The 25,839-nt window shown below is 72.6% G+C and carries 19 protein-coding genes; 7 read left to right on the forward strand and 12 right to left on the reverse strand.

The genetic code is table 11. From position 1 onward, the window contains the following. Window positions 1-55 precede the first annotated feature (55 nt). On the reverse strand, window positions 56-1,618 hold the full coding sequence (purH, locus tag ACZ561_RS16300) for a bifunctional phosphoribosylaminoimidazolecarboxamide formyltransferase/IMP cyclohydrolase (RefSeq protein WP_470995004.1): 1,563 nt from the start codon (window positions 1,616-1,618) through the stop codon (window positions 56-58). Continuing rightward, window positions 1,615-2,229, reverse strand: a complete 615-nt coding sequence (gene purN / locus ACZ561_RS16305) for a phosphoribosylglycinamide formyltransferase (RefSeq protein ID WP_470995007.1) — start codon at window positions 2,227-2,229, stop codon at window positions 1,615-1,617. The genes purH and purN overlap by 4 nt, the downstream gene beginning before the upstream one ends. A 243-nt stretch (window positions 2,230-2,472) precedes the next feature. Between purN and ACZ561_RS16310 the strand changes: the two genes are divergently transcribed. Next, window positions 2,473-3,159, forward strand: a complete 687-nt coding sequence (locus ACZ561_RS16310; RefSeq protein ID WP_470995009.1) for a hypothetical protein — start codon at window positions 2,473-2,475, stop codon at window positions 3,157-3,159. Window positions 3,160-3,169: 10 nt separating this feature from the next. On the opposite strand, the gene ACZ561_RS16315 is transcribed toward ACZ561_RS16310, so the two are convergent. Beyond that, complete coding sequence (locus ACZ561_RS16315) at window positions 3,170-4,723, reverse strand: cell division protein PerM (protein ID WP_470995012.1); 1,554 nt, start codon at window positions 4,721-4,723, stop codon at window positions 3,170-3,172. A 512-nt stretch (window positions 4,724-5,235) separates the two neighbouring features. Here ACZ561_RS16315 and ACZ561_RS16320 point away from each other — a divergent pair. Next, entirely contained in the window at window positions 5,236-6,636 is a 1,401-nt protein-coding gene (locus ACZ561_RS16320) for a sigma factor-like helix-turn-helix DNA-binding protein (protein ID WP_470995880.1), read from the forward strand. A gap of 107 nt (window positions 6,637-6,743) precedes the next feature. On the opposite strand, the gene sucD is transcribed toward ACZ561_RS16320, so the two are convergent. The 6 genes from sucD to ACZ561_RS16350 all read right to left on the reverse strand — a co-directional run bounded on the left by sucD (window position 6,744) and on the right by ACZ561_RS16350 (window position 14,588). Further along, on the reverse strand, window positions 6,744-7,628 hold the full coding sequence (sucD, locus tag ACZ561_RS16325) for a succinate--CoA ligase subunit alpha (protein ID WP_376436026.1): 885 nt from the start codon (window positions 7,626-7,628) through the stop codon (window positions 6,744-6,746). A 20-nt stretch (window positions 7,629-7,648) separates the two neighbouring features. After that, a complete protein-coding gene (gene sucC, locus ACZ561_RS16330) occupies window positions 7,649-8,827 on the reverse strand; it encodes an ADP-forming succinate--CoA ligase subunit beta (protein ID WP_470995016.1) in 1,179 nt (392 codons plus the stop codon). A 394-nt stretch (window positions 8,828-9,221) separates the two neighbouring features. After that, the gene (locus ACZ561_RS16335; protein ID WP_470995019.1) at window positions 9,222-10,454 is read right to left on the reverse strand and encodes a VWA domain-containing protein; all 1,233 of its coding nucleotides are present in this window, start codon (window positions 10,452-10,454) and stop codon (window positions 9,222-9,224) included. After that, window positions 10,451-12,847: a DUF5682 family protein gene (locus ACZ561_RS16340; protein ID WP_470995883.1), complete on the reverse strand. Its 2,397-nt coding sequence runs from the start codon at window positions 12,845-12,847 to the stop codon at window positions 10,451-10,453. Before ACZ561_RS16340 ends, ACZ561_RS16335 begins: the two co-directional genes overlap by 4 nt. Window positions 12,848-12,861: 14 nt before the next feature. Further along, complete coding sequence (locus ACZ561_RS16345; RefSeq protein ID WP_470995022.1) at window positions 12,862-14,064, reverse strand: ATP-binding protein; 1,203 nt, start codon at window positions 14,062-14,064, stop codon at window positions 12,862-12,864. A 110-nt stretch (window positions 14,065-14,174) separates the two neighbouring features. Continuing rightward, window positions 14,175-14,588 (reverse strand): hypothetical protein, encoded by a 414-nt coding sequence (locus ACZ561_RS16350; protein ID WP_470995025.1) that lies wholly within the window; start codon window positions 14,586-14,588, stop codon window positions 14,175-14,177. Window positions 14,589-14,733: 145 nt separating this feature from the next. On the opposite strand from ACZ561_RS16350, the gene ACZ561_RS16355 reads away from it, so the two are divergent. Both ACZ561_RS16355 and ACZ561_RS16360 read left to right on the forward strand, forming a co-directional pair. Further along, the gene (locus tag ACZ561_RS16355) at window positions 14,734-16,098 is read left to right on the forward strand and encodes an SWIM zinc finger family protein (RefSeq protein ID WP_470995028.1); all 1,365 of its coding nucleotides are present in this window, start codon (window positions 14,734-14,736) and stop codon (window positions 16,096-16,098) included. Window positions 16,099-16,136: 38 nt separating this feature from the next. Beyond that, entirely contained in the window at window positions 16,137-17,723 is a 1,587-nt protein-coding gene (locus tag ACZ561_RS16360) for a DUF5691 domain-containing protein (protein ID WP_470995031.1), read from the forward strand. A 394-nt stretch (window positions 17,724-18,117) separates the two neighbouring features. On the opposite strand, the gene ACZ561_RS16365 is transcribed toward ACZ561_RS16360, so the two are convergent. Beyond that, window positions 18,118-18,525, reverse strand: coding sequence for a cobalamin B12-binding domain-containing protein (locus ACZ561_RS16365; RefSeq protein ID WP_470995034.1), 408 nt, complete (start codon window positions 18,523-18,525; stop codon window positions 18,118-18,120). 296 nt (window positions 18,526-18,821) lie between these two features. Here ACZ561_RS16365 and ACZ561_RS16370 point away from each other — a divergent pair, with 296 nt between their 5' ends. Then, complete coding sequence (locus tag ACZ561_RS16370; protein ID WP_470995036.1) at window positions 18,822-19,610, forward strand: esterase/lipase family protein; 789 nt, start codon at window positions 18,822-18,824, stop codon at window positions 19,608-19,610. Window positions 19,611-19,900: 290 nt separating this feature from the next. Beyond that, window positions 19,901-21,388, forward strand: coding sequence for a M23 family metallopeptidase (locus ACZ561_RS16375; protein WP_470995039.1), 1,488 nt, complete (start codon window positions 19,901-19,903; stop codon window positions 21,386-21,388). Between the two features lie 68 nt (window positions 21,389-21,456). Here ACZ561_RS16375 and pcrA read toward each other — a convergent pair whose 3' ends face one another. Then, complete coding sequence (gene pcrA / locus ACZ561_RS16380; RefSeq protein WP_470995042.1) at window positions 21,457-23,916, reverse strand: DNA helicase PcrA; 2,460 nt, start codon at window positions 23,914-23,916, stop codon at window positions 21,457-21,459. A gap of 274 nt (window positions 23,917-24,190) precedes the next feature. Here pcrA and ACZ561_RS16385 point away from each other — a divergent pair, with 274 nt between their 5' ends. Next, window positions 24,191-25,351, forward strand: coding sequence for a C40 family peptidase (locus ACZ561_RS16385; protein WP_470995045.1), 1,161 nt, complete (start codon window positions 24,191-24,193; stop codon window positions 25,349-25,351). A gap of 73 nt (window positions 25,352-25,424) precedes the next feature. On the opposite strand, the gene ACZ561_RS16390 is transcribed toward ACZ561_RS16385, so the two are convergent. Continuing rightward, the gene (locus ACZ561_RS16390) at window positions 25,425-25,778 is read right to left on the reverse strand and encodes a hypothetical protein (protein ID WP_470995048.1); all 354 of its coding nucleotides are present in this window, start codon (window positions 25,776-25,778) and stop codon (window positions 25,425-25,427) included. Window positions 25,779-25,839 lie beyond the last annotated feature (61 nt).

Raw genomic sequence — 25,839 nt, forward strand, 5'->3', positions numbered from 1 at the left:
AAAGACGGCGCCCCCTGTCGCAGGGGGCGCCGTCCTCGTATCAATGGATGACGTGTCAGTGGAAGAAGTGGCGCGTGCCCGTGAAGTACATGGTCACGCCCGCCTTCTTCGCGGCCTCGACGACCTGCTCGTCCCGCACCGATCCACCCGGCTGCACGACGGCCTTGACGCCCGCCGCCGTGAGGATCTCCAGGCCGTCCGGGAACGGGAAGAAGGCGTCCGACGCGGCGTACGAGCCGCGCGCCCGCTCCTCGCCCGCGCGCTCGACCGCGAGCTTCGCGGAGTCGACGCGGTTGACCTGGCCCATGCCGACGCCGACCGAGGCGCCGTCCTTGGCGAGCAGGATCGCGTTGGACTTGACCGCGCGGCAGGCCTTCCAGGCGAAGGCGAGCTCCGCCAGCTCCTCGGCGGACAGGGCGTCGCCCGTCGCCAGGGTCCAGTTCGCCGGGTCGTCGCCCGCGGCCTGGAGACGGTCGGTGACCTGCAGGAGCGCGCCGCCGTCGATCGGCTTGACCTCGACCGGGTTGGCCGGGGCGCCCTCGGCCCGCAGGACGCGGATGTTCTTCTTCTTGGCGAGGATCTCCACGGCGCCGTCCTCGTAGCCGGGGGCGACGACGACCTCGGTGAAGATCTCGGCGACCTGCTCGGCCATCGCGACGGAGACCGGACGGTTGACGGCGATCACGCCGCCGAACGCGGAGAGCGGGTCGCAGGCGTGCGCCTTGCGGTGCGCCTCGGCGACGTCCGCGCCGACGGCGATGCCGCACGGGTTGGCGTGCTTGATGATCGCGACGCAGGGCTCGGTGTGGTCGTACGCGGCCCGGCGCGCGGCGTCGGTGTCCGTGTAGTTGTTGTACGACATCTCCTTGCCGTGCAGCTGCTCGGCGTCGGCCAGGCCGCCGGTGCCGTCGACGTAGAGCGCGGCGCCCTGGTGCGGGTTCTCGCCGTAGCGCAGCACGTTGGAGCGCTCGTAGGTGGCGCCCAGGAAGTCGGGGAAGCCGGAGTCGTCGGCGGCGGCGTAGTCGTCGGCGAACCAGGAGGCGACCGCCACGTCGTACGCGGCGGTGTGCTGGAAGGCCTCGGCAGCAAGGCGCTTGCGCGTGGTCAGGTCGAAGCCGCCGCCCTGGGCCGCCGCGAGGACGTCGGCGTACCGCTCCGGGCTCGTGACCACGGCCACGGAGGGGTGGTTCTTGGCGGCGGCGCGGACCATCGACGGGCCGCCGATGTCGATCTGCTCGACGCACTCGTCGGGAGTGGCGCCGGAGGCGACGGTCTCCTTGAACGGGTACAGGTTCACGATCACCAGGTCGAAGGGCTCGACGCCCAGCTCGGCGAGCTGTTTGCGGTGGTCCTCCAGGCGCAGGTCGGCGAGGATGCCGGCGTGCACGCGCGGGTGGAGCGTCTTGACGCGGCCGTCCAGGCACTCGGGGAAGCCGGTGAGCTCCTCGACCTTGGTGACCGGGACGCCGGCCGCGGCGATCTTCGAGGCGGTGGAGCCGGTGGAGACGAGGGAGACACCCGCCTCGTGCAGGCCGCGGGCCAGCTCCTCAAGGCCGGTCTTGTCGTAGACGCTGACGAGTGCGCGGCGGATGGGGCGCTTCGTACCTTCGGCGGTCACGGGATTGTTACCTTTCGTCCCTCAATGCGGTAGCCGTGCCGGGCCAGACGCCCCACGACCTCGACGAGCAGTGAGCGCTCGACTTCCTTGATGCGCTCATGGAGAGCGTCTTCATCGTCCTCGTCCCGGACCTCGACCACGCCCTGGGCGATGATCGGGCCGGTGTCGACGCCGTCGTCGACGAAGTGGACGGTGCATCCGGTGACCTTCGCGCCGTACGCGAGTGCGTCCCGCACTCCATGGGCACCGGGAAAACTGGGCAGCAGCGCCGGGTGGGTGTTGACGACCCGACCGCCGAAGCGGGCGAGGAACTCCTTGCCGACGATCTTCATGAAACCGGCCGAGACGACGAGGTCGGGCTCGTACGCGGCGGTGGCCTCGGCCAGGGCGCGGTCCCACTCCTCGCGGGTCGTGTGGTCCTTCACCTTGCACACGAAGGTGGGCAGTCCGGCGCGTTCGGCGCGCTCCAGGCCGGCGATGTGGTCGCGGTCCGCGCCGACGGCGACGATCTCCGCCCCGTACCCCTCGGGGTCGGCGGCGATGGCGTCGAGCAGGGCCTGGAGGTTGGTGCCGGACCCGGAGACCAGGACGACGAGGCGGGCGGCGGCCACTCGGTCACTCTTTCCGTGGTGTTTGTACGGTCGCACAAAGGAATCGTGCCTCCGAATACGGGGAACCCTACGAAGGGCCCGACCGTCAGCAACGATACCGGCACACCGGGCGGCCCCCACGGGACGGGGGCGTGGCCGGGGGGTAGCGTCAGGGTTCGACGACACTAGAGACACCAGTTGACACGGCAGTTGAAACAGCAGTTGAGACAGCAGTTGCGACGACAGAGGGAAGACGTTCAGCAGATGCCGGAACGCCAGTCCACGGACGACAACAATCCGTTCGCGCCGCCGCCCGAGGGGCAGCCGGACCAGCCGTGGCAGCCACGGCGGCCGGAGGGCTCGGACGACGACGCGTCGTCCGGCGACTCCGGAGGCTCGGGCGGCTCGGGCTCGGGTGGCTCCCGAGGCCGCTGGAGCAGCCGCCAGCCGGGCCGCTCTTCCGACGGCTTCGGCCGCCGCCCCGACCGCCAGGGAGGCCCGGAGCAGGGCCAGGGGCCGAATCCGAAGTGGGACCCGACGGACCCCGCGCAGCGGCGGGCACGGTACGCGCTGCTCGCGGGCATGTGGGCCTTCTTCTTCGCCATCTTCGAGATCCGGGAGCTGGCGCTGCTCCTGGGCGCGCTCGCCCTGTACTGGGCGATCAGCGCGCTGCGCGCCAAGCCCAAGGCGCCGCCCTCGGATCCCTCCACGCCGCCGGCACCGGCCACCCCGGCCACCGGCCTCCCGGCGCGCGCACAGCGCACGGCGGCCATCAGCGGCCTGGTCGCCGCGGTGCTCTCGCTGCTGATCGTCGCGGGCGGTTTCACGATGCAGCTCGTGTACCGCGACTTCTACACCTGTGCCGACGACGCCCTGACCAAGTCCGGCCAGCTGGCCTGCAACGACCTGCTGCCTGAGCCGCTGCGCGAGGTCTTCGGGGTGCAGGAGTAGACAGGACCGCCTAGTCCTCTCGGGGCGCCGGATGGTGCGTCTCCGGCGCCGGGGGTGACTCCGGCGCCGTCGGCGTCTCCGGGGCCATGGGCGTCTCCCGGGCCGTGGGCGTCTCCGGGGCCGTGGGCGTCTCCGAGGCCGGCTGGGACGGCGGTGGGGGCGGCGGGGGCGGCGGGGTCTGTTCCCAGGCCGCCGGGAGGTAGCCGTACGGCTCGAACCCGCCCTCGCCGTCCTCCCCCTCGGCGAGCGGCTCAGGTACGGGCGCCGGCACGGGCACGGGCACGGGCTTGGGTGCGAACGCGGGGGCGGCGACGGACGCGAGCGGTACGGGCGCCGGCACGAGGGCGGCCCGCTCCGGCTTCGAGCCGCGCCGCATCCAGACCCGTACACCCAGGGCCGCCGGCACTCCCAGCGCCGCGCACCACAGCACCGCCGCCGCCCCCGTCTGCCACCACACCGGGCCGAACGCGGACAGCCGGCCCACCCCGAGGGGGCCGCCCGCGAGCGCCGCGAGGAGCGTCACCACCGCGCCGCACGCCCAGGCCGCGACCAGGGCCGTCAGCGCCGCCTCCCGGCCCGTCCAGGTCCGCGCCGACCGCCCCACGGCCGCGCCCAGGAGCAGCACCGCGACGAGCGGGACGACGGCGGCGGTCCAGTGCGGCCAGGTGCCGGGGCCCTGCGCCGGCAGGGCGGCGAGCAGCGGGAAGGGCGGAACCGCGGCGGTGCCCGTGAGGCCGAGCGGCGTCGCCGTGGCACCCGCGCCGAGCGCGAACCCGGGCCCGAGACCGTACGACGCGGCCCACACAGCCGCGTTCGGCAGCAGCGAGGCGGCCAGGAGCAGGACCGAGACCTGCCCGGTCCACTCCCCCGCGAGCCCGGCGAACGAGTGCTGTGCCCCGTTCGCGTGCCAGACCAGCGAGACCCCGAACAGCGCCGCGCCTCCCCCGAACAGAGCAACGAGCGCCGTCCCGGCCGCCCGCAGCGCCACGGTCGCGTGTTCCTGTTCCGGCAGCGGTCGCCCGTTGGCCGTCCAGACGCCCAGGCCCGCCGCGGCGGCGGCCGTCGTGGGCAGCCAGAGGGCTGCGGTCAGCGGGTCCGCCGGGAGCGGACCGTTCGCCGCGTAGACCACGACACCGGCCGCGACCAGCAGATATCCCCCGCACACCGCGGTCATCGCGCCGCCCGTGGAGAGCCTGGGCCCGCCCCCCGCCGACTCCAGGGTGTCCCGTGCGGCCCGGTGCGCGAGCCAGCCCGGCAGGGCCATGAGCAGCAGCGGGGTGACGCCGAGGGGCGCGGGCACCCCGGTGAGGGTCTCCGCGCGGACGAGGTCCACTCCGTGGGCGAGCAGCCACAGCCCGGCGACCGTGTGCAGGGCCTCGCCGGGCCCGCTGTCGGGGTACGGCGAGCTGATCCACGCCGCCATGACGAGTACGGCCAGCGCGCCGAGCCCGAGCCCGGCCGCCACCCCGCCACGTCCGACGGCGGTCGCCAGCGCGGCAGAGCGGCCGCCCCGGACCCGGGGATCGGCCGTCGACAAGGGGGTGTGCTCGGTCAGGTGGGTCACGCGCCCATGCTCCCAACGACACGCGCTTTTCACGCGTAACAGGCAAACCGCCGTTGTGTCGCTCAAGATACGTTTATGTACTTTTCCGCCCGGAGTAGCTCTGCGGGAGGTAGTCGCCCATGAGTCCGTCGAGTCGGGGTACAGCCGATTCCCTCTCGCTGCCGTCTCCGAAGGAGCGGCGCCGTTTGCGTGAGGCCCTGGGCCTGAGCGAGGAACACGTGGCCGACGCGATGGGCGTCTCACGGGCAACGCTCCGTTCCTGGGAAACCGGCCGCACGGAGCCACGCGGCCGAAAGCGAGAGGCGTACGCCAAGCTCCTGAGCGCCCCCGAGGGCGCTGTCACGCCCCCGAGCACCCCACTTGCGTCACCCACGCCGGCCCATGTGCGGACCGCAGGGGAGACAGAGCCGGGAATCGCCCCCGAGGCCGACGCCGGCTCGACACCCCGGCCCGTGTCGACGCCCGGGCCGGGGACAACCTCCGATACCGCCTCTCCACCGAGGCCCGCGTCCGTGCCGGGTACGGACTCCGAGGCGGCCGACTCCGGGACCGCGCCCGGGCTTACGGACCACGGGGTCGCCGCCCCGTCCGAGGTCGCCCCCCGACCCGAGGCCACGTCCGGGCCGGGGACGGACTCCGATGCGGCGTCCGGCTCCGGGACCGCGCCCGGGCTTACGGACCACGGGGTCGCCGCCCCGTCCGAGGTCGCCCCCCGACCCGAGGCCACGTCCGGGCCGGGAACGGGTTCCCAGGCGTCGCCCGAGTCCAGGGACGACACGGCCGGTCCGGGAGCGGGGTCCGGCGTCGGCGGCCGCACCAACCCCCGGGCCACGCCCGCCCGGGCCTCGGAAACTCCCAGGCCCGGCAAGCCCGCCGCGGCGCCCGCCGCGCCGCCGGCGAGTACCCGCCCCAAGGCCGCGGCCAAGCGGGCCGCCAAGCCTCCCAAGACCCCGGCGCCCGCCGGACCCGGCCTCGGCCTCGGACGGAGGCCCTCCCGGCCCGTCCGGTCCGGCGCCCCCGCCACCCGATACCCCCAGGAGCGGCAGAAACCGGTGGAGACCCTCCTCGCACCCGAACCACCCGCGCCCCCGGCCACACCCCCGGTGGAGCCCACCCTCACCCCCGAGGAGGCCTTCGACGCGCTCTACGCGCACGCGGCCCCCGGTCTCGTCCATCAGACGTACCTGCTGACCGGCCGTCGTCGGCTCTCCCAGGAATCCGTCGAGCGCGCCTTCCACCAGGCCTGGGAGAACTGGCCCGAGGTCGCGGTGGACCGCGACCCCGTCGGCTGGGTGCGGGCGGCCGCGTACGAGTACGCGCTCTCCCCCTGGCACCGGTTCCGCCGCGCCCACAAGCACCCCGACGCGCCGCCCATCGAGGCCGGGCGCCGGGCCCTGCTCGCGGCGCTGCTCGAACTGCCGCCGCCGTACCGCCGTACCGTCCTGCTCTACGACGGACTCGGCCTCGACCTGCCCGAGACGGCGGCCGAGACCGAGGCGAGCACCCCCGCAGCCGCCAACCGGCTGCTGCACGCCCGTACCGTCATCGGGCAGCGCGTGCCCGAGCTCGCCGACCCCGACGCCCTGCACGAGCGGCTGGGCGCCCTGGTCGCCGAGGCGCCGACGGCGAGGCTCGCGGAGGCCGAGAGCGTACGGTCGGGCAGCGAGCGGCGCTCCCGGCTGTGGACGCGGGCGGTGGTCGGTGTGACGGCGGCGCTCATCGGCGTGACGGCCTTCACTGCCGCGACCGCGCCGACGCAGTACCTGCCGGTGAACCACCCGGGCGAGACCGTCAACGGCGTTCCCGTCCGCGGCGGCTCGCAGAAGCTCACCTCGGAGGACAAGCAGCTGCGCGACAAGCTGCGCTCACAGCCGCACCACGGTCCGGAGCGGCTGATCCCCGAGCCCGAGTAGCCCCAGGAGCCCGTGGGCGCAGACGCGGCGGCGCAGACGCGAGTGGGCCCCGCCCCTCCCGGTTTCCCGGGAGGGGCGGGGCCCACCTGTGCGGTTCAGACGGTGCTTCAGCCCGCGAGGATCGCGCGCGCCAGCTTGGCCGTCTCGGTCGGCGTCTTGCCGACCTTGACGCCCGCGGCCTCGAGGGCCTCCTTCTTCGCCTGGGCGGTGCCGGAGGAGCCGGAGACGATGGCGCCGGCGTGGCCCATGGTCTTGCCCTCGGGCGCGGTGAAGCCCGCGACGTAGCCGACGACCGGCTTGGTGACGTTCTTCGCGATGAAGTCCGCCGCACGCTCCTCGGCGTCGCCGCCGATCTCGCCGATCATGACGATCAGGTCGGTCTCGGGGTCGGCCTCGAACGCCGCGAGAGCGTCGATGTGCGTCGTACCGATGACCGGGTCGCCACCGATACCGACGGCGGACGAGAAGCCGATGTCACGGAGCTCGTACATCATCTGGTACGTCAGCGTGCCGGACTTCGAGACCAGGCCGATGCGGCCCGGCTTCGTGATGTCGCCCGGGATGATGCCGGCGTTGGACTGGCCCGGGGTGATGAGACCGGGGCAGTTCGGGCCGATGATGCGGGTCTTGTTGCCCTTCGACTGCGCGTACGCCCAGAAGGCGGCGGAGTCGTGGACGGCGATGCCCTCGGTGATGACGACGGCCAGCGGGATCTCGGCGTCGATCGCCTCGACCACGGCGGCCTTGGCGAAGGCCGGCGGGACGAAGAGGACGGAGACGTTGGCGCCCGTCTTCTCCATCGCCTCGGCGACGGAGCCGAAGACCGGGACCTCGGTGCCGTCGAAGTCGACGGACGTGCCGGCCTTGCGCGGGTTCACGCCACCGACGATGTTGGTGCCGTCACCCAGCATGAGCTTGGTGTGCTTCATGCCCGTGGCACCGGTCATGCCCTGGACGATGACCTTGCTGTCCTTGGTGAGGAAGATAGCCATGGTGTGCTTGACCTCGTCCCTTACTTCGCAGCCGCGAGCTCGGCGGCCTTGTCGGCCGCGCCGTCCATGGTGTCCACACGCTGCACGAGCGGGTGGTTCGCGTCCGACAGGATCTTGCGACCCAGCTCCGCGTTGTTGCCGTCGAGGCGCACGACCAGCGGCTTGGTGACCTCTTCGCCCTTGGAGGCGAGGAGCTCCAGGGCCTGGACGATGCCGTTGGCGACCTCGTCACAGGCGGTGATTCCACCGAAGACGTTGACGAACACGGACTTGACGTCCGGGTCGCCCAGGATGATCTCCAGGCCGTTCGCCATGACCTCGGCGGAGGCGCCGCCGCCGATGTCGAGGAAGTTGGCCGGCTTCACGCCGCCGTGGTTCTCACCGGCGTACGCGACGACGTCCAGGGTCGACATGACCAGGCCGGCGCCGTTGCCGATGATGCCGACCTCGCCGTCGAGCTTGACGTAGTTGAGGTTCTTGGCCTTGGCGGCAGCCTCGAGCGGGTTGGCTGCGGCCTTGTCCTCGAGCGCCTCGTGGTCGGGCTGACGGAAGTCGGCGTTCTCGTCGAGAGACACCTTGCCGTCCAGGGCCAGGATGTCGCCGGAGGCGACCTTGGCCAGCGGGTTGACCTCGACGAGGAGCGCGTCCTCGGCGACGAAGGTCTTCCACAGGGTCACGAGGACCTCGGCGACCTTCTCGGCCACCTCGGCCGGGAACTGCGCCAGGGCCACGATCTCGCGGGCCTTCTCGATGTCGACACCGGTGTTGGAGTCGACGGGCACCTTCGCGAGCTTCTCGGGGGTCGTCGCGGCGACCTCCTCGATGTCCATGCCACCGGCGACGGACGCCATGGCGAGGAAGGTGCGGTTGGTGCGGTCGAGGAGGTACGAGACGTAGTACTCCTCGAGGATCTCCGGAGCGGTCTCCGCGATCATCACCTTGTGGACCGTGTGGCCCTTGATGTCCATCCCGAGGATGTCCGTCGCGCGGGCGACGGCCTCGTCCGGGGTGGCGGCCAGCTTCACGCCGCCGGCCTTGCCGCGGCCGCCGACCTTCACCTGCGCCTTGACGACCGACTTGCCGCCAAGACGCTCGGTGGCCTCGCGCGCCGCCTCAGGCGTGTCGATGACTTCACCGGCCAGCACCGGTACACCGTGCTTGGCGAAGAGGTCCCTCGCCTGGTACTCGAACAGGTCCACGCGCGTCCGTCCCTTTTCTGATGATCGCGGTTCGTTGTCTGCGTGGGCGTGCCGCGAAGGGCAACGTGACTGCGCTGTCACAAGGGAGGCGTACACGGTGTCCGTGGACGCGGCATGTCCGTCTCGCAGGTTATCCCCGAGGGACGTGGGTCCCTAAATCGCAGATCACAACGGAGCGGTGATACGGGTCACAGATCGTAGGGGAAGGAGGGCGGTCCGTAGGGGGCCCCGAGGGTGGCCTCGGGGTCCACGGCACAGGTGGGGACAGGGTGTTGTGGACCTCACGACGCGCCCGGACGCGGGGTGAGGGGGCCGCGGGCCCGGTTGTGACATGGGCCTCAGTACGCCCGGACACGGCCGTCGGGTGGCGACGGGGCTACGGAATCCGCAGCGGTCACGGCGTGTCCGGCACCGGGAGGGGGCGCTTCTCGATCGCCGCCGCCATCACCTCGGGGAAGAGGTCCGGGGTGCAGGCGAAGGCCGGGGCGCCGAGCGCGGCGAGGGCGGCCGCGTGCTCGCGGTCGTACGCGGGAGCGCCTTCGTCGGAGAGCGCGAGCAGGGCGACGAACTGCACGCCCGACGCCTTCATCGCCGCGACCCGCTTCAGCATCTCGTCGCGTATGCCCCCTTCGTAGAGGTCGCTGATGAGGACGACGACGGTGTCGGCCGGCCGAGTGATCTGCGACTGGCAGTAGGCCAGAGCGCGGTTGATGTCGGTGCCGCCGCCGAGCTGGGTTCCGAAGAGGACGTCGACGGGGTCGTCGAGCTGGTCGGTGAGGTCGACGACCGCCGTGTCGAAGACGACGAGCCGGGTCGCGATCGAGCGCATCGAGGCGAGCACCGCGCCGAACACCGACGCGTAGACGACGGAGGCCGCCATCGAGCCGGACTGGTCGATACAGAGGACGACGTCCTTCCTGACCGACTGCGCCGCCCGGCCGTAGCCGATGAGCCGTTCCGGGACGACCGTGCGGTACTCCGGGAGGTAGTTCTTGAGGTTCGCGCGGATCGTGCGGTCCCAGTCGATGTCCCGGTGCCGGGGGCGGCTGATCCGGGCCGAGCGGTCGAGCGCGCCGGTGAGTGTGGCCCGGGTGCGGGTCGCGAGGCGCTTCTCCAGGTCGTCGACGACCTTGCGCACGACGGCGCGGGCGGTCTCCTTGGTCGTCTCGGGCATGGCCTTGTTGAGGGAGAGGAGCGTGCCGACGAGATGGACGTCGGCCTCGACGGCTTCCAGCATCTCGGGCTCCAGGAGCAGGGTGGACAGGCCGAGCCGCTCGATTGCGTCGCGCTGCATGACCTGGACGACGGAGCTGGGGAAGTACGCCCGGATGTCACCGAGCCAGCGGGCGACGGAGGGGGCAGAGGCGCCGAGGCCGGCGGAGCGGTCGCGTCCGGTGGAGCTCTTCGTGCCGCGTCCGTAGAGCGCGGTCAGTGCTCCGTCCATCGCCGAGTCGGTGCCGGCGAGGGAGCATCCCGTGCCGTCCGCCTCGCCGCCTCCGAGGACCAGGCGCCAGCGGCGTAGCCGCTCCTCGTTCCCGGTTCGGGGTTCGGTACCGGCACCTACGTGTGTGCCGGTACCGACCCCTCTTGCGTAAGCGGTTCCGTTTGCGGTTCCTGTTCCGTTCATCGGGCCGCCCCTTCCGGCTCGTCATGTCCCAGCAGCAGCCGCAGGACCGGCAGCACTCCGTCGGCCCGCTCCTCGTCGAGGCTCGCGGCGAAGCCGGGGGTTCCGGCCTCCGGTCGGCTCGCGGTGGCGGACGGGCCGCGTGCGACCAGCTCACCCAGGGTGCGCCGGACGCCCGGCTCGTACGCGGAGAAGGTGCGCCGCAGCAATGGCAGTACGTCGGTGAAGGTGTCGCCCGGGACCCCGGTCAGCCAGTCGTCGACCAGGGTGAGCAGCCGTTCGTCGTGGACGAGGATCATGCCGCCTCCGGCGGCGCCGCCGACGAAACCCTCGATCCAGGCGGCGGCATCGGCGGGGGCCGTCCCGGGGGACAGGGCGAGGCCCATGAGCCGTGCGGCCTCGTCCTCGTCGAGGCGCCCCTCGTCGAGGAGCAGCCGGGCGGCGCGGCCCCGGAGGATCCCGGGCACGGTGTCGCGATCGGCGAGCTTGCGGAGCACTCCGGTCCAGCGGTCGGATCGTTCCGTGCTGTCGGGGAGGAGTCCGAGGGCGCCGTGGACCGCGTCGAGATGGCCGCGCATCTCGGCGGCGGCATCGGCGTCGAGTCCGGCGCAGGCCGGGGGGAGGCCGACGCAGATCCGTTCGGCGAGCCCGGCGGCGACCTCGCCGAGCGCGGCGGCGTCGGTGGCGCGGACGTCTCCGTAGCGCAGGGAGCGGGCTAGCGCGGGCAGGGCCTGGGCGAGGTGCCCGACGTCGGAGTCGAGCGCTGCTCGGTCGGCGAGGGCCGTCATGACGACGGTCAGGGCCTCGCCGAGTCCGGCGAGCAGGCACTGCTCGGCGAGCGCGGTGACCTCGGCGAGTGTCGTGGCCTCCAGGGCGCGGGCCTCGGCCTTGGCGGTGGCGGCGGAGTCGACGGTGGTGCCCCAGACTCCTGCCTCGGCGACCCGGACGTGCAGCTCCGGCTCCCAGCGCAGCCGCCAGCTCTCCCGGAACGTGCCGGTGCTGCCTCGGCCGGCGACGGGCTCGCCCCAGCCGATGCCGAGCAGCCGCAGCCGGTGCAGCAGTCTGCTGCGGGCGGCGTCGTTCTCCTTGCGCAGATCGAGTTCCAGTTCCCGTTCCTGCGCCTCCGGCTTGAGGCGCAGCCCGCGCTGGAGCCGGGCGAGGTCGCGCTGGAGCGGTACGGCGGGGGCGTCGGCGGGGACCTCGCCGAGGACGTCGCCGACGACGAGACGGTCGCGGACGAGGTCGAGCGGGACGTCGGAGCCGTCGCACATGACGGCCCGTACGGCGTCGGTGGTCTCGCCGAGCCCCGCCAGCGGCCGGCCGCGCATCGTGGCGAGGGTCTCGGCGAGCCGTACGGCCTCGATGACATGCGCGGAGGACACGATCCGGTCCTCTTCCCTGAGGAGGCCCGCGACCCTGGTCATCCAGCGCTCGACCGGGCGGTCGGGGGCGGCGAAGAGGTGTCCGTACCAACCGGGCGCGTCGATTCCGGCGCCGTACCCCGAGCGGCGGGCGAGCCTGCGGTGGGTCCACGGCACCCACGTCATCTCGGTCTTCACCTTGGGCAGGCCCTTGAGCAGGGCTCGGTCGGCTCCGACGGTGGTCTTCCGGGCCAGCGCGGGCACGTGCCAGGCGCCGCAGACGACGGCCACGGAGTCGCCGAACTCCTTGCGGGCGGCGCGCAGCTGGAGTCGCATGTACGCCTCGCGGATCAGGTCGCGGGCGTGACCGCCGTCGCCGTGTGCCTCGCGCAGGGCGCCCATGGCCTCGGCGACCGCCGCGAAGGGAGCCGCGGGGTCGGCGGGCGCGATGGTGCCGCGGAGCTCGATCACGTCCTCCCACCAGCGCTCGGGGTCGTCGTAGCCGGCGGTCCGCGCGAGCTCGCCGATCGGGTCGATCCGCAGCCCCTCGTCCGTCTCGTCGCCCGTGGTCCCGGTGGCGTCGGCGGCTGCGGTGGCGTCGGCGAGGCTGTGGGCGGCGGGAAGGTCGATGAAGCGCACGGCGGAGCCGTGGGACAGGGCCCAGCGGATCGCGACCCACTCGGGCGAGAACTCGGCGAAGGGCCAGAACGCGGCGCGTCCCGGGTCGTCGACGGCGTGGGCGAGCAGCGCGACCGGTGGCCGCATCTCTTCGGCGGCGGCGAGCGCGAGCAGCCCGTCCGCCTCGGGCGGCCCCTCGATCAGCACGCACGCGGGCTGCGCCGCGTCGAGCGCGCCGCGCACTCCGCGCGCGGACCCGGGGCCGTGGTGCCTGACCCCGAGCAACAGCGGCCCGGACTCCCCTTGTCCGTCGCGTCGCCCGCCGGCCGGCGCGGCCGCGCCCGTAGCGCGCCGCTCCGTCGCCGCGGGCCTGTCCGGTGCGGCCGCGCGGCCCACGGGGGCCTCGCCGGCCGTCACCGCCGCGGGCGTCGTCACGCGCTCACCTCGCGGCAGGCGCGGTAGAAGTCCTTCCACCCGTCACGCTCCCGGACGACCGTCTCCAGGTACTCCTGCCAGATGACGCGGTCGGCGGCCGGGTCACGGACGACGGCGCCGAGGATGCCGGCCGCGACGTCCGCGGGGCGCAGGATGCCGTCGCCGAAGTGGGCGGCCAGGGCGAGGCCGCCGGTGACGACGGAGATGGCCTCGGCCGTCGACAGCGTCCCCGAAGGGGACTTGAGCTTCGTACGGCCGTCCGTGGTGACCCCGTCGCGCAGTTCGCGGAAGACGGTGACGATCCGGCGGATCTCCTCGACCCCCTCGGGGACGGCCGGCAGGTCGAGGGAGCGGCCGATCTGGTCGACGCGGCGCGCGACGATGTCGACCTCCGCCTCCGGGGTGGCCGGCAGCGGCAGCACGACGGTGTTGAAGCGGCGGCGCAGCGCGCTGGAGAGGTCGTTGACCCCACGGTCGCGGTCGTTCGCGGTGGCGATGAGGTTGAAGCCCCGTACGGCCTGCACCTCTTGGCCGAGCTCCGGCACGGGCAGGGTCTTCTCGGACAGGATCGTGATGAGCGTGTCCTGCACGTCCGCGGGGATGCGGGTGAGCTCCTCGACGCGGGCGGTCAGGCCCTGGGACATCGCGCGCATGACGGGGCTGGGCACGAGCGCGTCCCGGCTGGGGCCGTGGGCGAGCAGCTTGGCGTAGTTCCAGCCGTAGCGGATCGCCTCCTCGGGCGTCCCGGCCGTGCCCTGCACCAGCAGGGTCGAGTCGCCGCTGACGGCGGCGGCGAGGTGCTCGGAGACCCAGGTCTTGGCGGTGCCGGGCACGCCGAGCAGGAGCAGCGCCCGGTCGGTGGCGAGGGTGGTGACGGCGACCTCGACGATCCGGCGCGGTCCGACGTACTTCGGTGTGATCACCGTTCCGTCCGGCAGCGTGCCGCCCAGGAGATAGGTGGCGACGGCCCATGGCGAGAGCTGCCAACGGACGGGCCGGGGACGGTCGTCGGCGGCGGCGAGCGCCTTGAGCTCGTCCGCGAAAGCGTGTTCGGCGTGCGGCCGCAGGGCCTCGGCGCCGGATTCGATGCCGGTGTCGCCGCCGGGTGCGACGCCGGATGCCGTGATGGTCGGAGCGGCCGCCCCGGTGACGCTTCCGGCACCGGGAACGGCGCTCTCGATGGTTTCGGGCACGGTCATGGATCCCCCTCCAGATCGTTCGACCTGATGTGTGATCCACCGTGCACCATGCCACTGACAATCGGCCGTCGCCGCAGGTCGGAGGCTAAGTCCGCACGTCCGTACGGGAGTCAGCCGGCGATCGGGGAGACCGCGACGCAGCCACCGGCCATCGCCTGCTCGCCCTTCGCCTCCTTGATGACCTTGCCCTTGTGGATGACCTTGCAGGTGAGGCCGGCCGCCGGGTCGAGCGAGAGCGGCATGACGGCGGGCGGCATGATGCCCTTCAGCGTCACCGTCTTCGTCCACGGCGTGGTCGGCTTGGTCTCCTTCTCGAGCTTCGGCTCCATGGCCGAGCCGCTGCCACCGTGGAACTCGATCGACTCGATGTTCTTGCCGGTGACCTCGTACGTGACCTCGTAGGTCTCGTTGACGGCCTTGTCGACCTGGTCGGCGGCCTTGTCCGCGGCCGAGCAGGCGCCGAGACCGAACGCGAGGCCGGTGACGGCGAGGACCGAGACGGCGGTGCGGATGGTGCGCTTCATGAGGTGTCCCCCAGGGAGTTCTGTGGTTGTCCCCCGCACACAATCGTAAAGGGAAGGTAAAGTCAAATACCTTGCCCGGTCGGTCGCGAGCGCACGAAACAGCAGGTCAGGATCATTGTCAGTGGGGCCCTCTACCGTCGTGCACATGGATACACAGGGGGTGCGCTGGACGGCGGATCAGGTGCTGGCTCTGGCTCCTGACGACGCCTCACGCAGAGCGGGGAGCAAGCTCGGCACGGCCGGGCCGTGGTCGGGTACGGGCGGCAGCGGCGAGGGGGCCGTCTGGGGCCTGTGCCGGGGCAGCGGCAGCACGCCGTACCGCACGGTCGTCGACATCACGGGCCCGGCGTATTCGTGCAGTTGCCCCAGCCGGAAGTTCCCGTGCAAGCACGCGCTGGGGCTGCTGCTGCTCCGGGCCGCGGACGGTGTGGACACGGGGGGCGGCGACGCGCCGGACTGGGCCGAGCGTTGGCTGGAGGGCAGACGCAAGCGCGCCGAGGGAGTACGGGCGCGCGAGGCGGACGGCTCCGGCCGGGCGGGGGCCGCCGATCCCGAGGCCGCGCGCCGCCGGGCGGAACGCCGGGCGGCCCGGATCACCGCGGGCGCGGAGGAGTTGGAGCAGCGCCTCGCCGATCTGCTGCGCGGCGGCCTGGCCTCGGCCGAGCAGTCCGGATACGGCCTGTGGGAGGAGACCGCGGCCCGGATGGTCGACGCCCAGGCTCCCGGACTCGCGGGCCGTGTCAGGGAGTTGGGTGCGATTCCGGGCTCGGGGCCCGGCTGGCCGGTCCGGCTCCTGGAGGAGTGCGCGCTGACCCACCTCCTCGACCGCGCCTGGCTCTCCGTGGACCGGCTCCCCGGCCCGCTGGCGGCGACCGTCCGCACCCGGGTGGGCCTGCCGGCTCCGACGCAGGGCGTGGCGGTGCGGGACCACTGGATGGTGCTCGCCCAGTACGACTCCACGGACGGCAAGCTGACGACACGTCGCATCTGGCTGTACGGCAGGGAGACCGGGCGCACGGCGCTGCTCCTCTCCTTCGGAGCCATGGGGCGCGCACCCGAACTGGGCCTTCCGGTGGGCGTGACGGTCGACGCCGCGCTCACCCCGCAAGCGGGTGCTGGCGCGCTGCGGGCCGAGCTCGGCGAGCTGTTCTCGGCGCCCGCCCCGCTCGACGTCCCGCCCCGGGGCGGCACGGTCGGGGACGCGCTCACCGCCTACGGCCGCGCCCTGCGCGAGGACCCGTGGCTGGACTCCTGGCCGGTGACGCTCGCCGATGTCGTTCCCATACCGACGGACCATGGCTGGCAGCTCGCCGACGCGGCGCCGGTCGCGGGCGGCGGCGAGGCGCTGCCGCTCAGCGCTCCCGCGCTCGGGCGGCCCGGCCTGTGGCGGCTCGCCGCGCTCTCCGGAGGTGGGCCGGTGACCGTCTTCGGGGAGTGCGGGCACCGCGGGTTCACCCCGCTCGCCGCCTGGTCCGCCGACGCCCCCGGCGAGACGGTCCCGCTCCACTGAGTCCGCACGACCGCCCGACGACAGTTTGGAGGACCTCGATGGACGCCTGGGAAGAACTCGTCACCTCGGCGCTGCTCGGCACCGACCGCCGGCCGCCCGCGCTCCCCAAGACGGTGGCCGGGGGCGCTCCCGTCGCGCTGCTGGACGCCGCGGCGCTGCACACCGTACGGCGCAGGGCGGGGCTGCGGCCGGGACCTGCCGCCCCCGCGCCGGAGCCCGCGCCCGCGGACGCCCGCAGGCCCCTGCCCGAGCCCGCCCGCCACCGCCTCACCCAGCTCCTCGCGGGCCGCGCCGCGGCCGCGCCGTCCGGGGGGCGGCGCGGAGCCGCGCCCGACCTCGCCGAGCTGCTCCCGCAGTGGCTCGCCGCCGCCAACGACCACGGCTACAAGGCGCCCGCCTCTGCCCTGCCCGCCCTCCTCGACGCCGCCCGCGCCCGTACCGATCTGCGGCCCCAGGCCCTCGCGCTCGCCGGGCCGCGCGGGCTCTGGCTGGCCCGGCTGAACCCGGAGTGGAAGTTCGCCCTGCGCGGTGCGGGAGGAAGTTCGGCGCTCCCCGACCCCCGGGACGCCGAGGCGGTCCGGGCGCTGTGGGAGGAGGGGCTGTTCGCCGAGCGGGTCGCGCTGCTCGCCTCCGTACGGACCGAGGACCCGGCGGCCGCCCTGGAGCTGCTGCGTTCCACATGGGCGGCCGAGCGCGCCGAGGACCGGCTGATGTTCCTGGACTCGTTGCGGGCCGGGCTTTCCGGCGCGGACGAGGAGTTCCTCGAGGCCGCCCTGTCCGACCGCAGTCGCAATGTGCGCTCCACGGCCGCCGAGCTGCTCTCCGCGCTGCCCGACTCGGCGCTCGCGGGCCGCATGGCGCGACGCGCCTCGTCCTGTGTCTCGCTGGACCGTACGAAGGGGGCCGAGACCGTCGTCGTCGAAGCCCCGCACGAATGTGACGAGACGATGCAGCGGGACGGGCTGCTCCCCACTCCGCCGGCGGGCCGCGGCGAGCGGTCGTGGTGGCTGGGCCAGCTGGTCGAGTCGGCGCCGCTGTCGTGCTGGCGGGCGCGGTTCGGCGGGCGGGCACCCGAGGAGATCGTCGCCCTTCCGGTCGCCGACGACTGGCAGGGGGAGTTGCACGCCGCCTGGTGCCGGGCGGCGGTACGGCAGCGGGACGCCGACTGGGCCCGGGCCCTGCTGGGTGCCCCGGCCGCCCCACCGGCGACCGGCCCCGGCATCGCGTCTCTGGCGGAGCGGGCGAAGCTGCTCTCGACGCTGCCTGACGAGGAGCGGGCCCGCTGGGTCGCCTCGTTCATCGCGGCCCACGGCCTGTCGGAGGCGTTCCAGCTGCTCGGCGTGTGCACGGTGCCCTGGGCGGAGCCGCTCGGCGGGGCGGTGATCGACGCTCTCGACATCGCACGCGAGGCGGGCAGCTACCCCTGGAGCTTCAGCGGTGTGATGGGCCTGGCGGAACGCTGTCTGTCCCCGGACGCGGCGCCCCAGCTGGATTCCCTGACCGCCCTCCCCACAGAACCGGAGGATGCCTCCCCAGGAGCCGGCAGCTACTGGTCGGAGGCTTTCCAGCGCTTGGTGTCGACCTTGCGCCTACGGGCGACGATGCGGGCGGAACTGGAGGCGTAGCCGGACTGCCGCGGCGGCTCGCACGAGCGCGGCGAGGGTACTGCCATACGGGCTGCCGCGCCGGCGACAGGCCGGCGCGACCGACGCAAGCACCGGCGGCCAGGTGACGGCTTGGCGGCACGGAGGCCGGCGCGGGCGGTGCGAGCACCCAACCGCCCGGCGACGACGCGCCGGCGGGCCGGGGCTGACCGTGGGCCACACCGGATGGGCCGGGCGACAGCCCTGTGGGTGCGGGTCACACCCGCCCCTTCGGGCCGGGCAAGCCGCCCGCAGGCCGGCTCCACAGGCACCAGGTGCCACCCCAGTGCGGGATGGGCCGGGCGGCGGTCCGGGGGACGGCGCGGTGCACCCCGCCCAGCGCGCCCGCCCAGTCGTCCCGCCCCGCCCCGCAGGGCTACGCGGCGATGCGGACGTTCGCGTTCACCCAGGCCACGATCGACGCCGTCGTCGCGCCCGGCGTGAAGATCTCTGCCACACCCTTCTCCTTCAGCGGCGCGATGTCCGCGTCCGGGATGATCCCGCCGCCGAAGACCTTGATGTCCTCCGCGTCGCGATCCTTCAGGAGCTCCAGGACCTTCACGAAGAGTGTGTTGTGCGCGCCGGAGAGGATCGAGAGGCCGATGGCGTCGGCGTCCTCCTGGATCGCCGTGTCCACGATCTGCTCCGGCGTCTGGTGCAGCCCCGTGTAGATGACCTCCATGCCGGCGTCACGCAGTGCCCGCGCGATCACCTTGGCCCCGCGATCGTGGCCGTCGAGACCCGGCTTGGCCACCACCACGCGGATCGGACCGGTCACACCCATCACTGCCTCCACATGCGACCCCCGCGCGTCTTTGCCGGGGAGGTGAACGAACGTTATCGCCAGCATCCCGCACGTGACCGTTTCGCGGTGGCCGGGGAGGGGGAAATCACACGGTGGGACATTGTTCGCCTGCGCCGGACCCTCCCGGGCCCGCCACACCGGGCCCACCAGCCTCAATAGGGTCGTGCGCAAGGGAGCCGCTACGGGGTTGTCGTACCTCCGCGCCGTCATGGGCACGGAGGTACGACACACCCCACTGCCGTATCGGCGCCCGCGTGCCGTTCGGGAGGTCGCCGATGGAGCTCACCAGGCTCACCAAGGTCACGACTGCACTGAAGGCCAACGCCCTGGAGCTGGCGATCCTCACCGGCCATCTGATCCTCTACCCCTCCGGCATCGCCGCCGAGCGCCCCGCGCCCGCGTCGGAACCGGGGACGGGCACCGGGCGGCCGGTCGTCCTGCTGCACGGCTTCGTCGACAACCGCTCGGTCTTCGTCCTGCTGCGCCGCTCACTCGCCCGGCACGGCCGTCACCCCGTCGAGTCGTTCAACTACTCTCCGCTCACCTGCGACCTCCGCACCGCCGCCGAACTGCTCGGCCGCCATGTGGAGGAGCTCTGCGCCCGCACCGGCCACCACGAGGTCGACCTCGTCGGGCACAGCCTGGGCGGCCTCATCGCCCGCTATTACGTACAGCGCCTGGGCGGTGACGCACGGGTGCGCACGCTGGTCATGCTCGGCACCCCGCACTCCGGCACCGCCGCAGCGCCCTGGGTCGGCGCCCACCCCCTGATCCGGCAGATGCGCCCCGGCTCCGATGTGCTGCTGGAGCTTGCCGAGCCCGCGCCGGGCTGCCGTACGCGCTGGGTCAGCTTCTGGAGCGATCTCGACCAGGTGATGGTCCCGGTGGAGACCGCGCGGCTCGACCACCCCGATCTGCTGGTGCACAACGTGCGCGTCAGCGGGATCGGCCATCTCGCCCTGCCGGTGCATCCGACCGTCGTGGCCGGAATCCGGGACGCCCTCGACGCCGAGGATCCGGCCGCCACGCCGGGAGCCGAGCCCGGGGCCGCGTCCGTGGCGTGAGCCCCGCGCCCCCGCCCCGGCGCGCGACCCGGCGTACATCCCGGCACACAGATGCCTGACGACCCGCCAGAAGGTGTCTGTTCTTCGAACGTTCCTCGAACACAGAGCCAAAGCTCTGCCCCTGGATCACCGAAACACGGCCGATTGCCCGTTTCCTGCGGACCCAAAACCCTCGGAAGATTGTCGCTTGCGTATACCGCCGGGTACAGTCGCGCCACTGCTTAACCCCGGGACACCCCTCTGCGGGCCCGCCCCGGACTGGTCCTGCCGCCGAGGCGAGAGAGAAGTTGGTGAACGACCAGCACCCCCACGCCGGGTACGTCGGAGACGACGCCCACAGCACCGGCGGCTTCGCCACCGACCCGCTCTTCGGCGCCCTCCCGGGCCAATACGACGCGGGCCACAGCGGCCAGTACGACACCACTCAGTGGAGCGGCAGCCACCAGTGGGACGCCGGCACGTACGACACCTACGTCGCACAGCAGCCGATGACGCAGCAGTACGACACCACCGGCCAGTACGACGTCTCCGGTCAGTACGACGCCACGGGTCAGTGGGACGCCACCGCCTGGAGCGAGGCGCAGCAGACCGGGCAGTACGAGACCGCGCACTTCGCCTCGTACGACACCACCGGCCAGTGGACGGCCCCCGCCTTCGAGACGGGTACGTACGACGCCACCGCCTGGAACTACGCCGCGCCGGAGCAGGACCTCCTGGTCGCCGACCCCGTCGTTCCCCAGCAGTACACCCCCGAGTACGAGTTCGTCCCCGAGCAGCCGGGCGAGCACCGGCCCGAGTACGCCACCCAGCCCGAGCACGCCGAGCACACCGCGCAGTTCGAGGTCCTCACGCAGGACGACTCGTACGCGGACTCGTATGCGGACACGGACATGGACGCGGACGGGTACACGTACGAGTACGTCTACGAGCCCCCGGCGGAGTCCGAGGAGCCGGCCGTCGAGAACGCGGAGTCCGCAGTCGGCGCGGCGGCCGTCGCCGCCCGCCCGGTGCGCCGTTCCTCCGGCGGCAGCCGAGGCCGTCGCCGTACGCCCGCCAAGCGCTCCGCGCTCCTGACCGTCGCCGTCCCGTCCGCCTGTGTCATGGGCGTCGCCGGGATCGCGGCCGCCTCGGTCGGCGGGCTCGCCGACGCGGGCGACACCAAGGACGACACGACGGCGCTCGCCGCCGCCGACCCGGCCTCGGTCAAGCCGGTGGCCGCCAACAACGAGCTGGACACCCAGCTCGCGGCGCTCAGCGCCGACGCCCGCGACTTCGGCGACCGCGCCAGCCGCACCCAGGAGCGCATCGACCTCAAGCTGCGCCAGGAAGCGGAGAAGAAGAAGCGCGAGGAGGAGGCGGCCCGCAAGGAGGCGCTGCGTCCCAAGTTCGCGCTTCCGGTGAAGCTGCACGAGCTCAGCGCGCGCTACGGGCAGGCGGGCGTCAACTGGATGTCCGTGCACACCGGTATCGACTTCCCGGTGCAGTACGGCACGAAGGTGATGGCCGCGACCGACGGCACCGTCCGCACCCAGTACAACAGCGCCTACGGCAACATGGCGATCGTGACCGCCGCGGACGGCACGGAGACCTGGTACTGCCACCTCAGCAGCACCAAGATCCGCAGCGGCAAGGTCAAGGCCGGTGACGTCATCGCGTACTCCGGCAACTCCGGCAACTCCACCGGTCCGCACCTCCACTTCGAGGTCCGGCCGAACGGCGGCGCGGCGATCGACCCCGAGGCGTGGCTGCGCAGCCACGGCCTCAGCCCCACCGGCTGACGCCTCCGCACACGAACGACGAGAGGGGCCCCGGCCGACGGCCGGGGCCCCTCTCCTGTCGTCGGTCCCTACAGCTTCTCGACCGGCGCGTACCGCAGCAGCAGCCGCTTGGGCTTCTCGTCGCCGAAGTCGATCGTCGCCTGCGCGTCGGCGCCGACGCCCGTCACCTGCATGACCGTGCCGAGGCCGAACTGGTCGTGCGTGACCCGGTCGCCGACCTGGAGCGCGATCACCGGCTTGTCGGTGGTGCGGCGGGTGGCAAAGCCCGAGGGGCCCGAGCGCGCGCGGGAGGAGGAGAGCGAGGAGGTGATCCCCGAGGTCGGCCCGGCGGGCTTGACCATGGGACCGGTCCGCTTCCATTCCAGATACGTCGCCGGGATCTCCTCCAGGAAACGCGAGGCCGGGTTGTACGACGGTTGGCCCCAGGCGCTCCGCATCGAGGAGCGGGTCAGATACAGCCGCTCGCGGGCGCGCGTGATGCCCACGTACGCCAGCCGGCGCTCCTCCTCCAGCTCCTTGGCCTGGCCGAGTGCGCGCATGTGCGGGAAGACTCCGTCCTCCATGCCGGTCAGGAACACCACCGGGAACTCGAGGCCCTTGGCGGTGTGCAGCGTCATCAGCGTGATGACTCCGGACCCCTCCTCGTCCTCGTCGGGGATCTGGTCGGAGTCGGCGACGAGCGCGACCTTCTCCAGGAACTCGGCCAGGGTGCCGGTCTCCTCCTCACCGCGCTCCTGCTCGAACTCCAGGGCCACGGCGGCCAGTTCCTGGAGGTTCTCGATCCGGGTCTCGTCCTGCGGGTCGGTGGAGGCCTGCAGCTCGGCGAGGTAGCCCGTCCGTTCCAGGACGGCCTCGAGAACGACCGCCGGGCCGGCGCCGGAGTCGACGACCGTACGGAGCTCCTCCATGAGGGCGTTGAAGCGCTTGACGGCGTTGGCGGAGCGGGCCGCCATGCCGTACGCCTCGTCGACCCGCTTCAGCGCCTGCGGGAAGGTGATCTTCTCCCGGAGGGAGAGGGCGTCGATCATCGCCTCGGCGCGCTCGCCGATGCCGCGCTTGGGCACGTTCAGAATGCGGCGCAGCGGGACGTTGTCCTCGGGGTTGGCGAGGACGCGCAGGTAGGCGAGGACGTCGCGGACCTCCTTGCGCTCGTAGAAGCGCACGCCCCCGACGACCTTGTAGGGCAGGCCGACGCGGATGAAGATCTCTTCGAAGACTCGGGACTGGGCGTTGGTCCGGTAGAAGACGGCGACGTCGCCGGCCTTCGCGTCACCCGCGTCCGTGAGCCGGTCGATCTCGTCGGCGACGAACTGGGCCTCGTCGTGCTCGGTGTCGGCGACGTAGCCGGTGATCTGCGCGCCCGCGCCCGCGTTGGTCCACAGGTTCTTGGGGCGGCGGGACTCGTTGCGCTCGATGACGGCGTTGGCGGCGGAGAGGATCGTCTGCGTCGAGCGGTAGTTCTGCTCCAGCAGGATCGTCGTCGCGTTCGGGTAGTCCTCCTCGAACTGGAGGATGTTGCGGATGGTCGCGCCGCGGAAGGCGTAGATCGACTGGTCCGCGTCACCGACGACGCACAGCTCGGCCGGCTCCAGGTCCTCGTAACCGGTGCCGACCAGCTCCCGTACGAGGGTGTACTGGGCGTGGTTGGTGTCCTGGTACTCGTCGACGAGGACGTGGCGGAAGCGGCGGCGGTAGTGCTCGGCGACGTCCGGGAACGCCTGGAGCAGGTGGACCGTCGTCATGATGATGTCGTCGAAGTCCAGGGCATTGGCCTCGCGCAGCCGCGCCTGATACATCCGGTACGCCTCGGCGAGCGTCTTCTCGAAGCCGTCGACGGCCTGGTCGGCGAAGGTCTCCTCGTCGATCAGCTCGTTCTTCAGGTTCGAGATCTTGGCGCTGAAGGACTTCGGCGGGAACTTCTTCGGGTCGAGGTCCAGGTCGCGGCAGACCAGCGCCATCAGGCGCTTGGAGTCGGCGGCGTCGTAGATCGAGAACGACGAGGTGAAGCCGAGCTTCTTCGACTCGCGGCGCAGGATGCGGACACAGGCGCTGTGGAACGTCATGACCCACATGGCGTTGGCGCGCGGGCCCACGAGGTGCTCGACGCGCTCCTTCATCTCGCCGGCGGCCTTGTTGGTGAAGGTGATCGCCAGTATCTGGCCGGGGTGGACGTGCCGGGTGGCCAGGAGGTGGGCGATGCGGTGGGTGAGCACCCGGGTCTTGCCGGAGCCGGCGCCCGCGACGATGAGCAGCGGGGTGTCGGTGTGGACGACGGCGGCGCGCTGCTGTTCGTTCAGCCCTTCCAGGAGCGCGGCGGCGTCCACGACGGGGCGGGCGGCTCCGTCGCGGTAGTACGCGTCCCTGGCCGGAGGCGCGTCGAAGCGCCCCTCGAAGAGGTCGTGCGGGACCTCCTCCGCGGCCGGGGCGCCATGCGGGTGGTGCTCGTCGTCCTCGGGCGGGGGCGGAGGCTCCTCCGAGGAGTGGTTCTGGAGGCTCGCCAGGAAGCTGTCGTCAAAGAGGCTGCTCATCGCACTCACGAGTCTAGGCCGCCGCACTGACAGCCCGCTGCCACCTCCCGAAGTGACCGGATTCTTACGGAGGGTGACAGTCCGCTTCAGGTCACGAAAATGTATCGGGCATATCGAACATCGGCCTTCACAGCGCCCCCACGAATTGGCTAGCGTGCTCGCCCAAGCAGCCCGTCCCCTCCGGCGGCGAATCGCGCCGAGCGGGCAGCCCACGCCGAACCCGGCCCTGTCTCCAGCCAGTTGGGCCTGCACATGTCGGCGGCCACGGAAGGAGATGCCGGTCTTGGCGTCCCATCGCAAGCCGCGCAGCACACGTCCGCACTCCCCCGCCGTCGGGGTTACGACGGCCGCCATAGCCTCCGTAACACTGCTGTCCACGCAGAGCGCCCAGGCCGCCCCCGCCCCGCCGAAGCCGACGGTGGAGGAGATCCAGAAGAAGGTCGACGACCTCTACCGGCAGGCCGGCACGGCGACGCAGGAGTACAACCGGGCCAAGGAGGCCACCGACCAGCAGCGTCGCAAGGTCGACCGGATCCTCGACGACGTGGCCAAGCGGACGGACTCGATCAACGAGTCCCGCCGCGCGCTCGGCTCGTACGCGGCGGCCCAGTACCGGACGGGGGCCGTCGGCCCGACCGCCGCGCTGATCTTCGCCGACAGCCCGCAGTCGTACTTCGACCAGACCCACCTCATGGACCGGTTGTCCGAGCGGCAGCACAGCGCGGTCGCGGACTACGAGGGCAAGCGCGCCGAAGCGGCGAAGCAGCGGGCCGAGGCGACGAAGAGCCTGGAGAGCCTCACCGACTCACAGGCGACGCTGCGCGCGAGCAAGCAGAACGTCCAGGGGAAGCTGGCCGAGGCGCGGACCCTGCTCGCCAGGCTTACGGCCGAGGAGAAGGCCCGGCTCGCGGAGCTGGAGCGCAAGCGCCAGGCCGAGGCGCGGCGCAAGGCGGAGGAGCAGGCGAAGGCCGAGGCCGCTGCGGCGGCCCAGGCGGCCGCGGAGGCCGAGCGGCGCAGGCAGGAGGAGGCAGCCAAGGACAAGCCCGAGCCGCCGGCCACCGGCGGGACGAGCGGCTCGACGTACGCGGCGAAGGCGGAGAAGGCCCTGGCGTTCGCCCGGCAACAGATCGGCAAGCCGTACGTGTGGGGCGCGACCGGCCCGAGCTCGTACGACTGCTCGGGGCTGACGCAGGCCGCCTGGAAGTCCGCCGGCGTCGACCTGCCGCGTACCACCTGGGACCAGGTGGAGGTGGGGACCCGGGTCGCGACGGCGGATCTCCTCCCCGGCGATCTCGTCTTCTTCTACGACGACATCAGCCACGTCGGCCTGTACATCGGCGGCGGCAAGATGATCCACGCACCGAAGCCGGGTGCCAACGTCCGCGAGGAATCGATCTACTACATGCCGATCTACGGGAGCGTCCGCCCGGCCTGAGCCGGCCTCGCCGGGTCCGGAGCCGGCCTCATGACGTCCGGAGCCCGCTTCGTCACGTCCGGAGCCGGCTCCGTCACGTCCAGAGCGTGGCGATGAAGATGTTGGCCACGGTCAGGCCGCCGACCGCGCCGAAGAGGCCCTTGGAGACGTTCTCCTCGTCCCGCTTCACGTACACGAGGGCGAGGATGACGACGAGGACCGCCATCTTGATGCCGATCTTCACGTTGTTGACGGCCTGGTCGTCCGCCTGGTTCAGGCCGACGAGAGCGACACCGGTGACCAGCATCGTCAGCGCGCCGTGCAGCATGGCCGGCACGAAGCGGGCCGTACCCGCGCCCATCGCCTTCATCTGGGTGAGGAATCCGCCGAGAAGTGAGGCGATTCCGATGATGTGCAGGGCGACGAAGACATTGATGAGTACGTCCATGGGGCGGAGCCTAACCGGGCCGTAGCACCGCTGTTCGGCCGGGTCCAGCCGGTCCGGCGCA

The organism is Streptomyces sp. NPDC039609, assembly GCF_055596705.1.

Excerpts from the sequence above, each read along its gene's own strand:
- ACZ561_RS16335 (WP_470995019.1), bottom strand. The coding sequence starts at position 10,454 with ATGAACGGAACAGGAACCGCAAACGGAACCGCTTACGCAAGAGGGGTC.
- ACZ561_RS16355 (WP_470995028.1), top strand. The coding sequence starts at position 14,734 with ATGGATACACAGGGGGTGCGCTGGACGGCGGATCAGGTGCTGGCTCTG.
- ACZ561_RS16390 (WP_470995048.1), bottom strand. The coding sequence starts at position 25,778 with ATGGACGTACTCATCAATGTCTTCGTCGCCCTGCACATCATCGGAATC.
- sucD (WP_376436026.1), bottom strand. The coding sequence starts at position 7,628 with ATGGCTATCTTCCTCACCAAGGACAGCAAGGTCATCGTCCAGGGCATG.
- ACZ561_RS16370 (WP_470995036.1), top strand. The coding sequence starts at position 18,822 with ATGGAGCTCACCAGGCTCACCAAGGTCACGACTGCACTGAAGGCCAAC.
- ACZ561_RS16360 (WP_470995031.1), top strand. The coding sequence starts at position 16,137 with ATGGACGCCTGGGAAGAACTCGTCACCTCGGCGCTGCTCGGCACCGAC.
- pcrA (WP_470995042.1), bottom strand. The coding sequence starts at position 23,916 with ATGAGCAGCCTCTTTGACGACAGCTTCCTGGCGAGCCTCCAGAACCAC.
- ACZ561_RS16350 (WP_470995025.1), bottom strand. The coding sequence starts at position 14,588 with ATGAAGCGCACCATCCGCACCGCCGTCTCGGTCCTCGCCGTCACCGGC.
- ACZ561_RS16385 (WP_470995045.1), top strand. The coding sequence starts at position 24,191 with ATGCCGGTCTTGGCGTCCCATCGCAAGCCGCGCAGCACACGTCCGCAC.
- ACZ561_RS16365 (WP_470995034.1), bottom strand. The coding sequence starts at position 18,525 with ATGGGTGTGACCGGTCCGATCCGCGTGGTGGTGGCCAAGCCGGGTCTC.
- ACZ561_RS16310 (WP_470995009.1), top strand. The coding sequence starts at position 2,473 with ATGCCGGAACGCCAGTCCACGGACGACAACAATCCGTTCGCGCCGCCG.
- ACZ561_RS16345 (WP_470995022.1), bottom strand. The coding sequence starts at position 14,064 with ATGACCGTGCCCGAAACCATCGAGAGCGCCGTTCCCGGTGCCGGAAGC.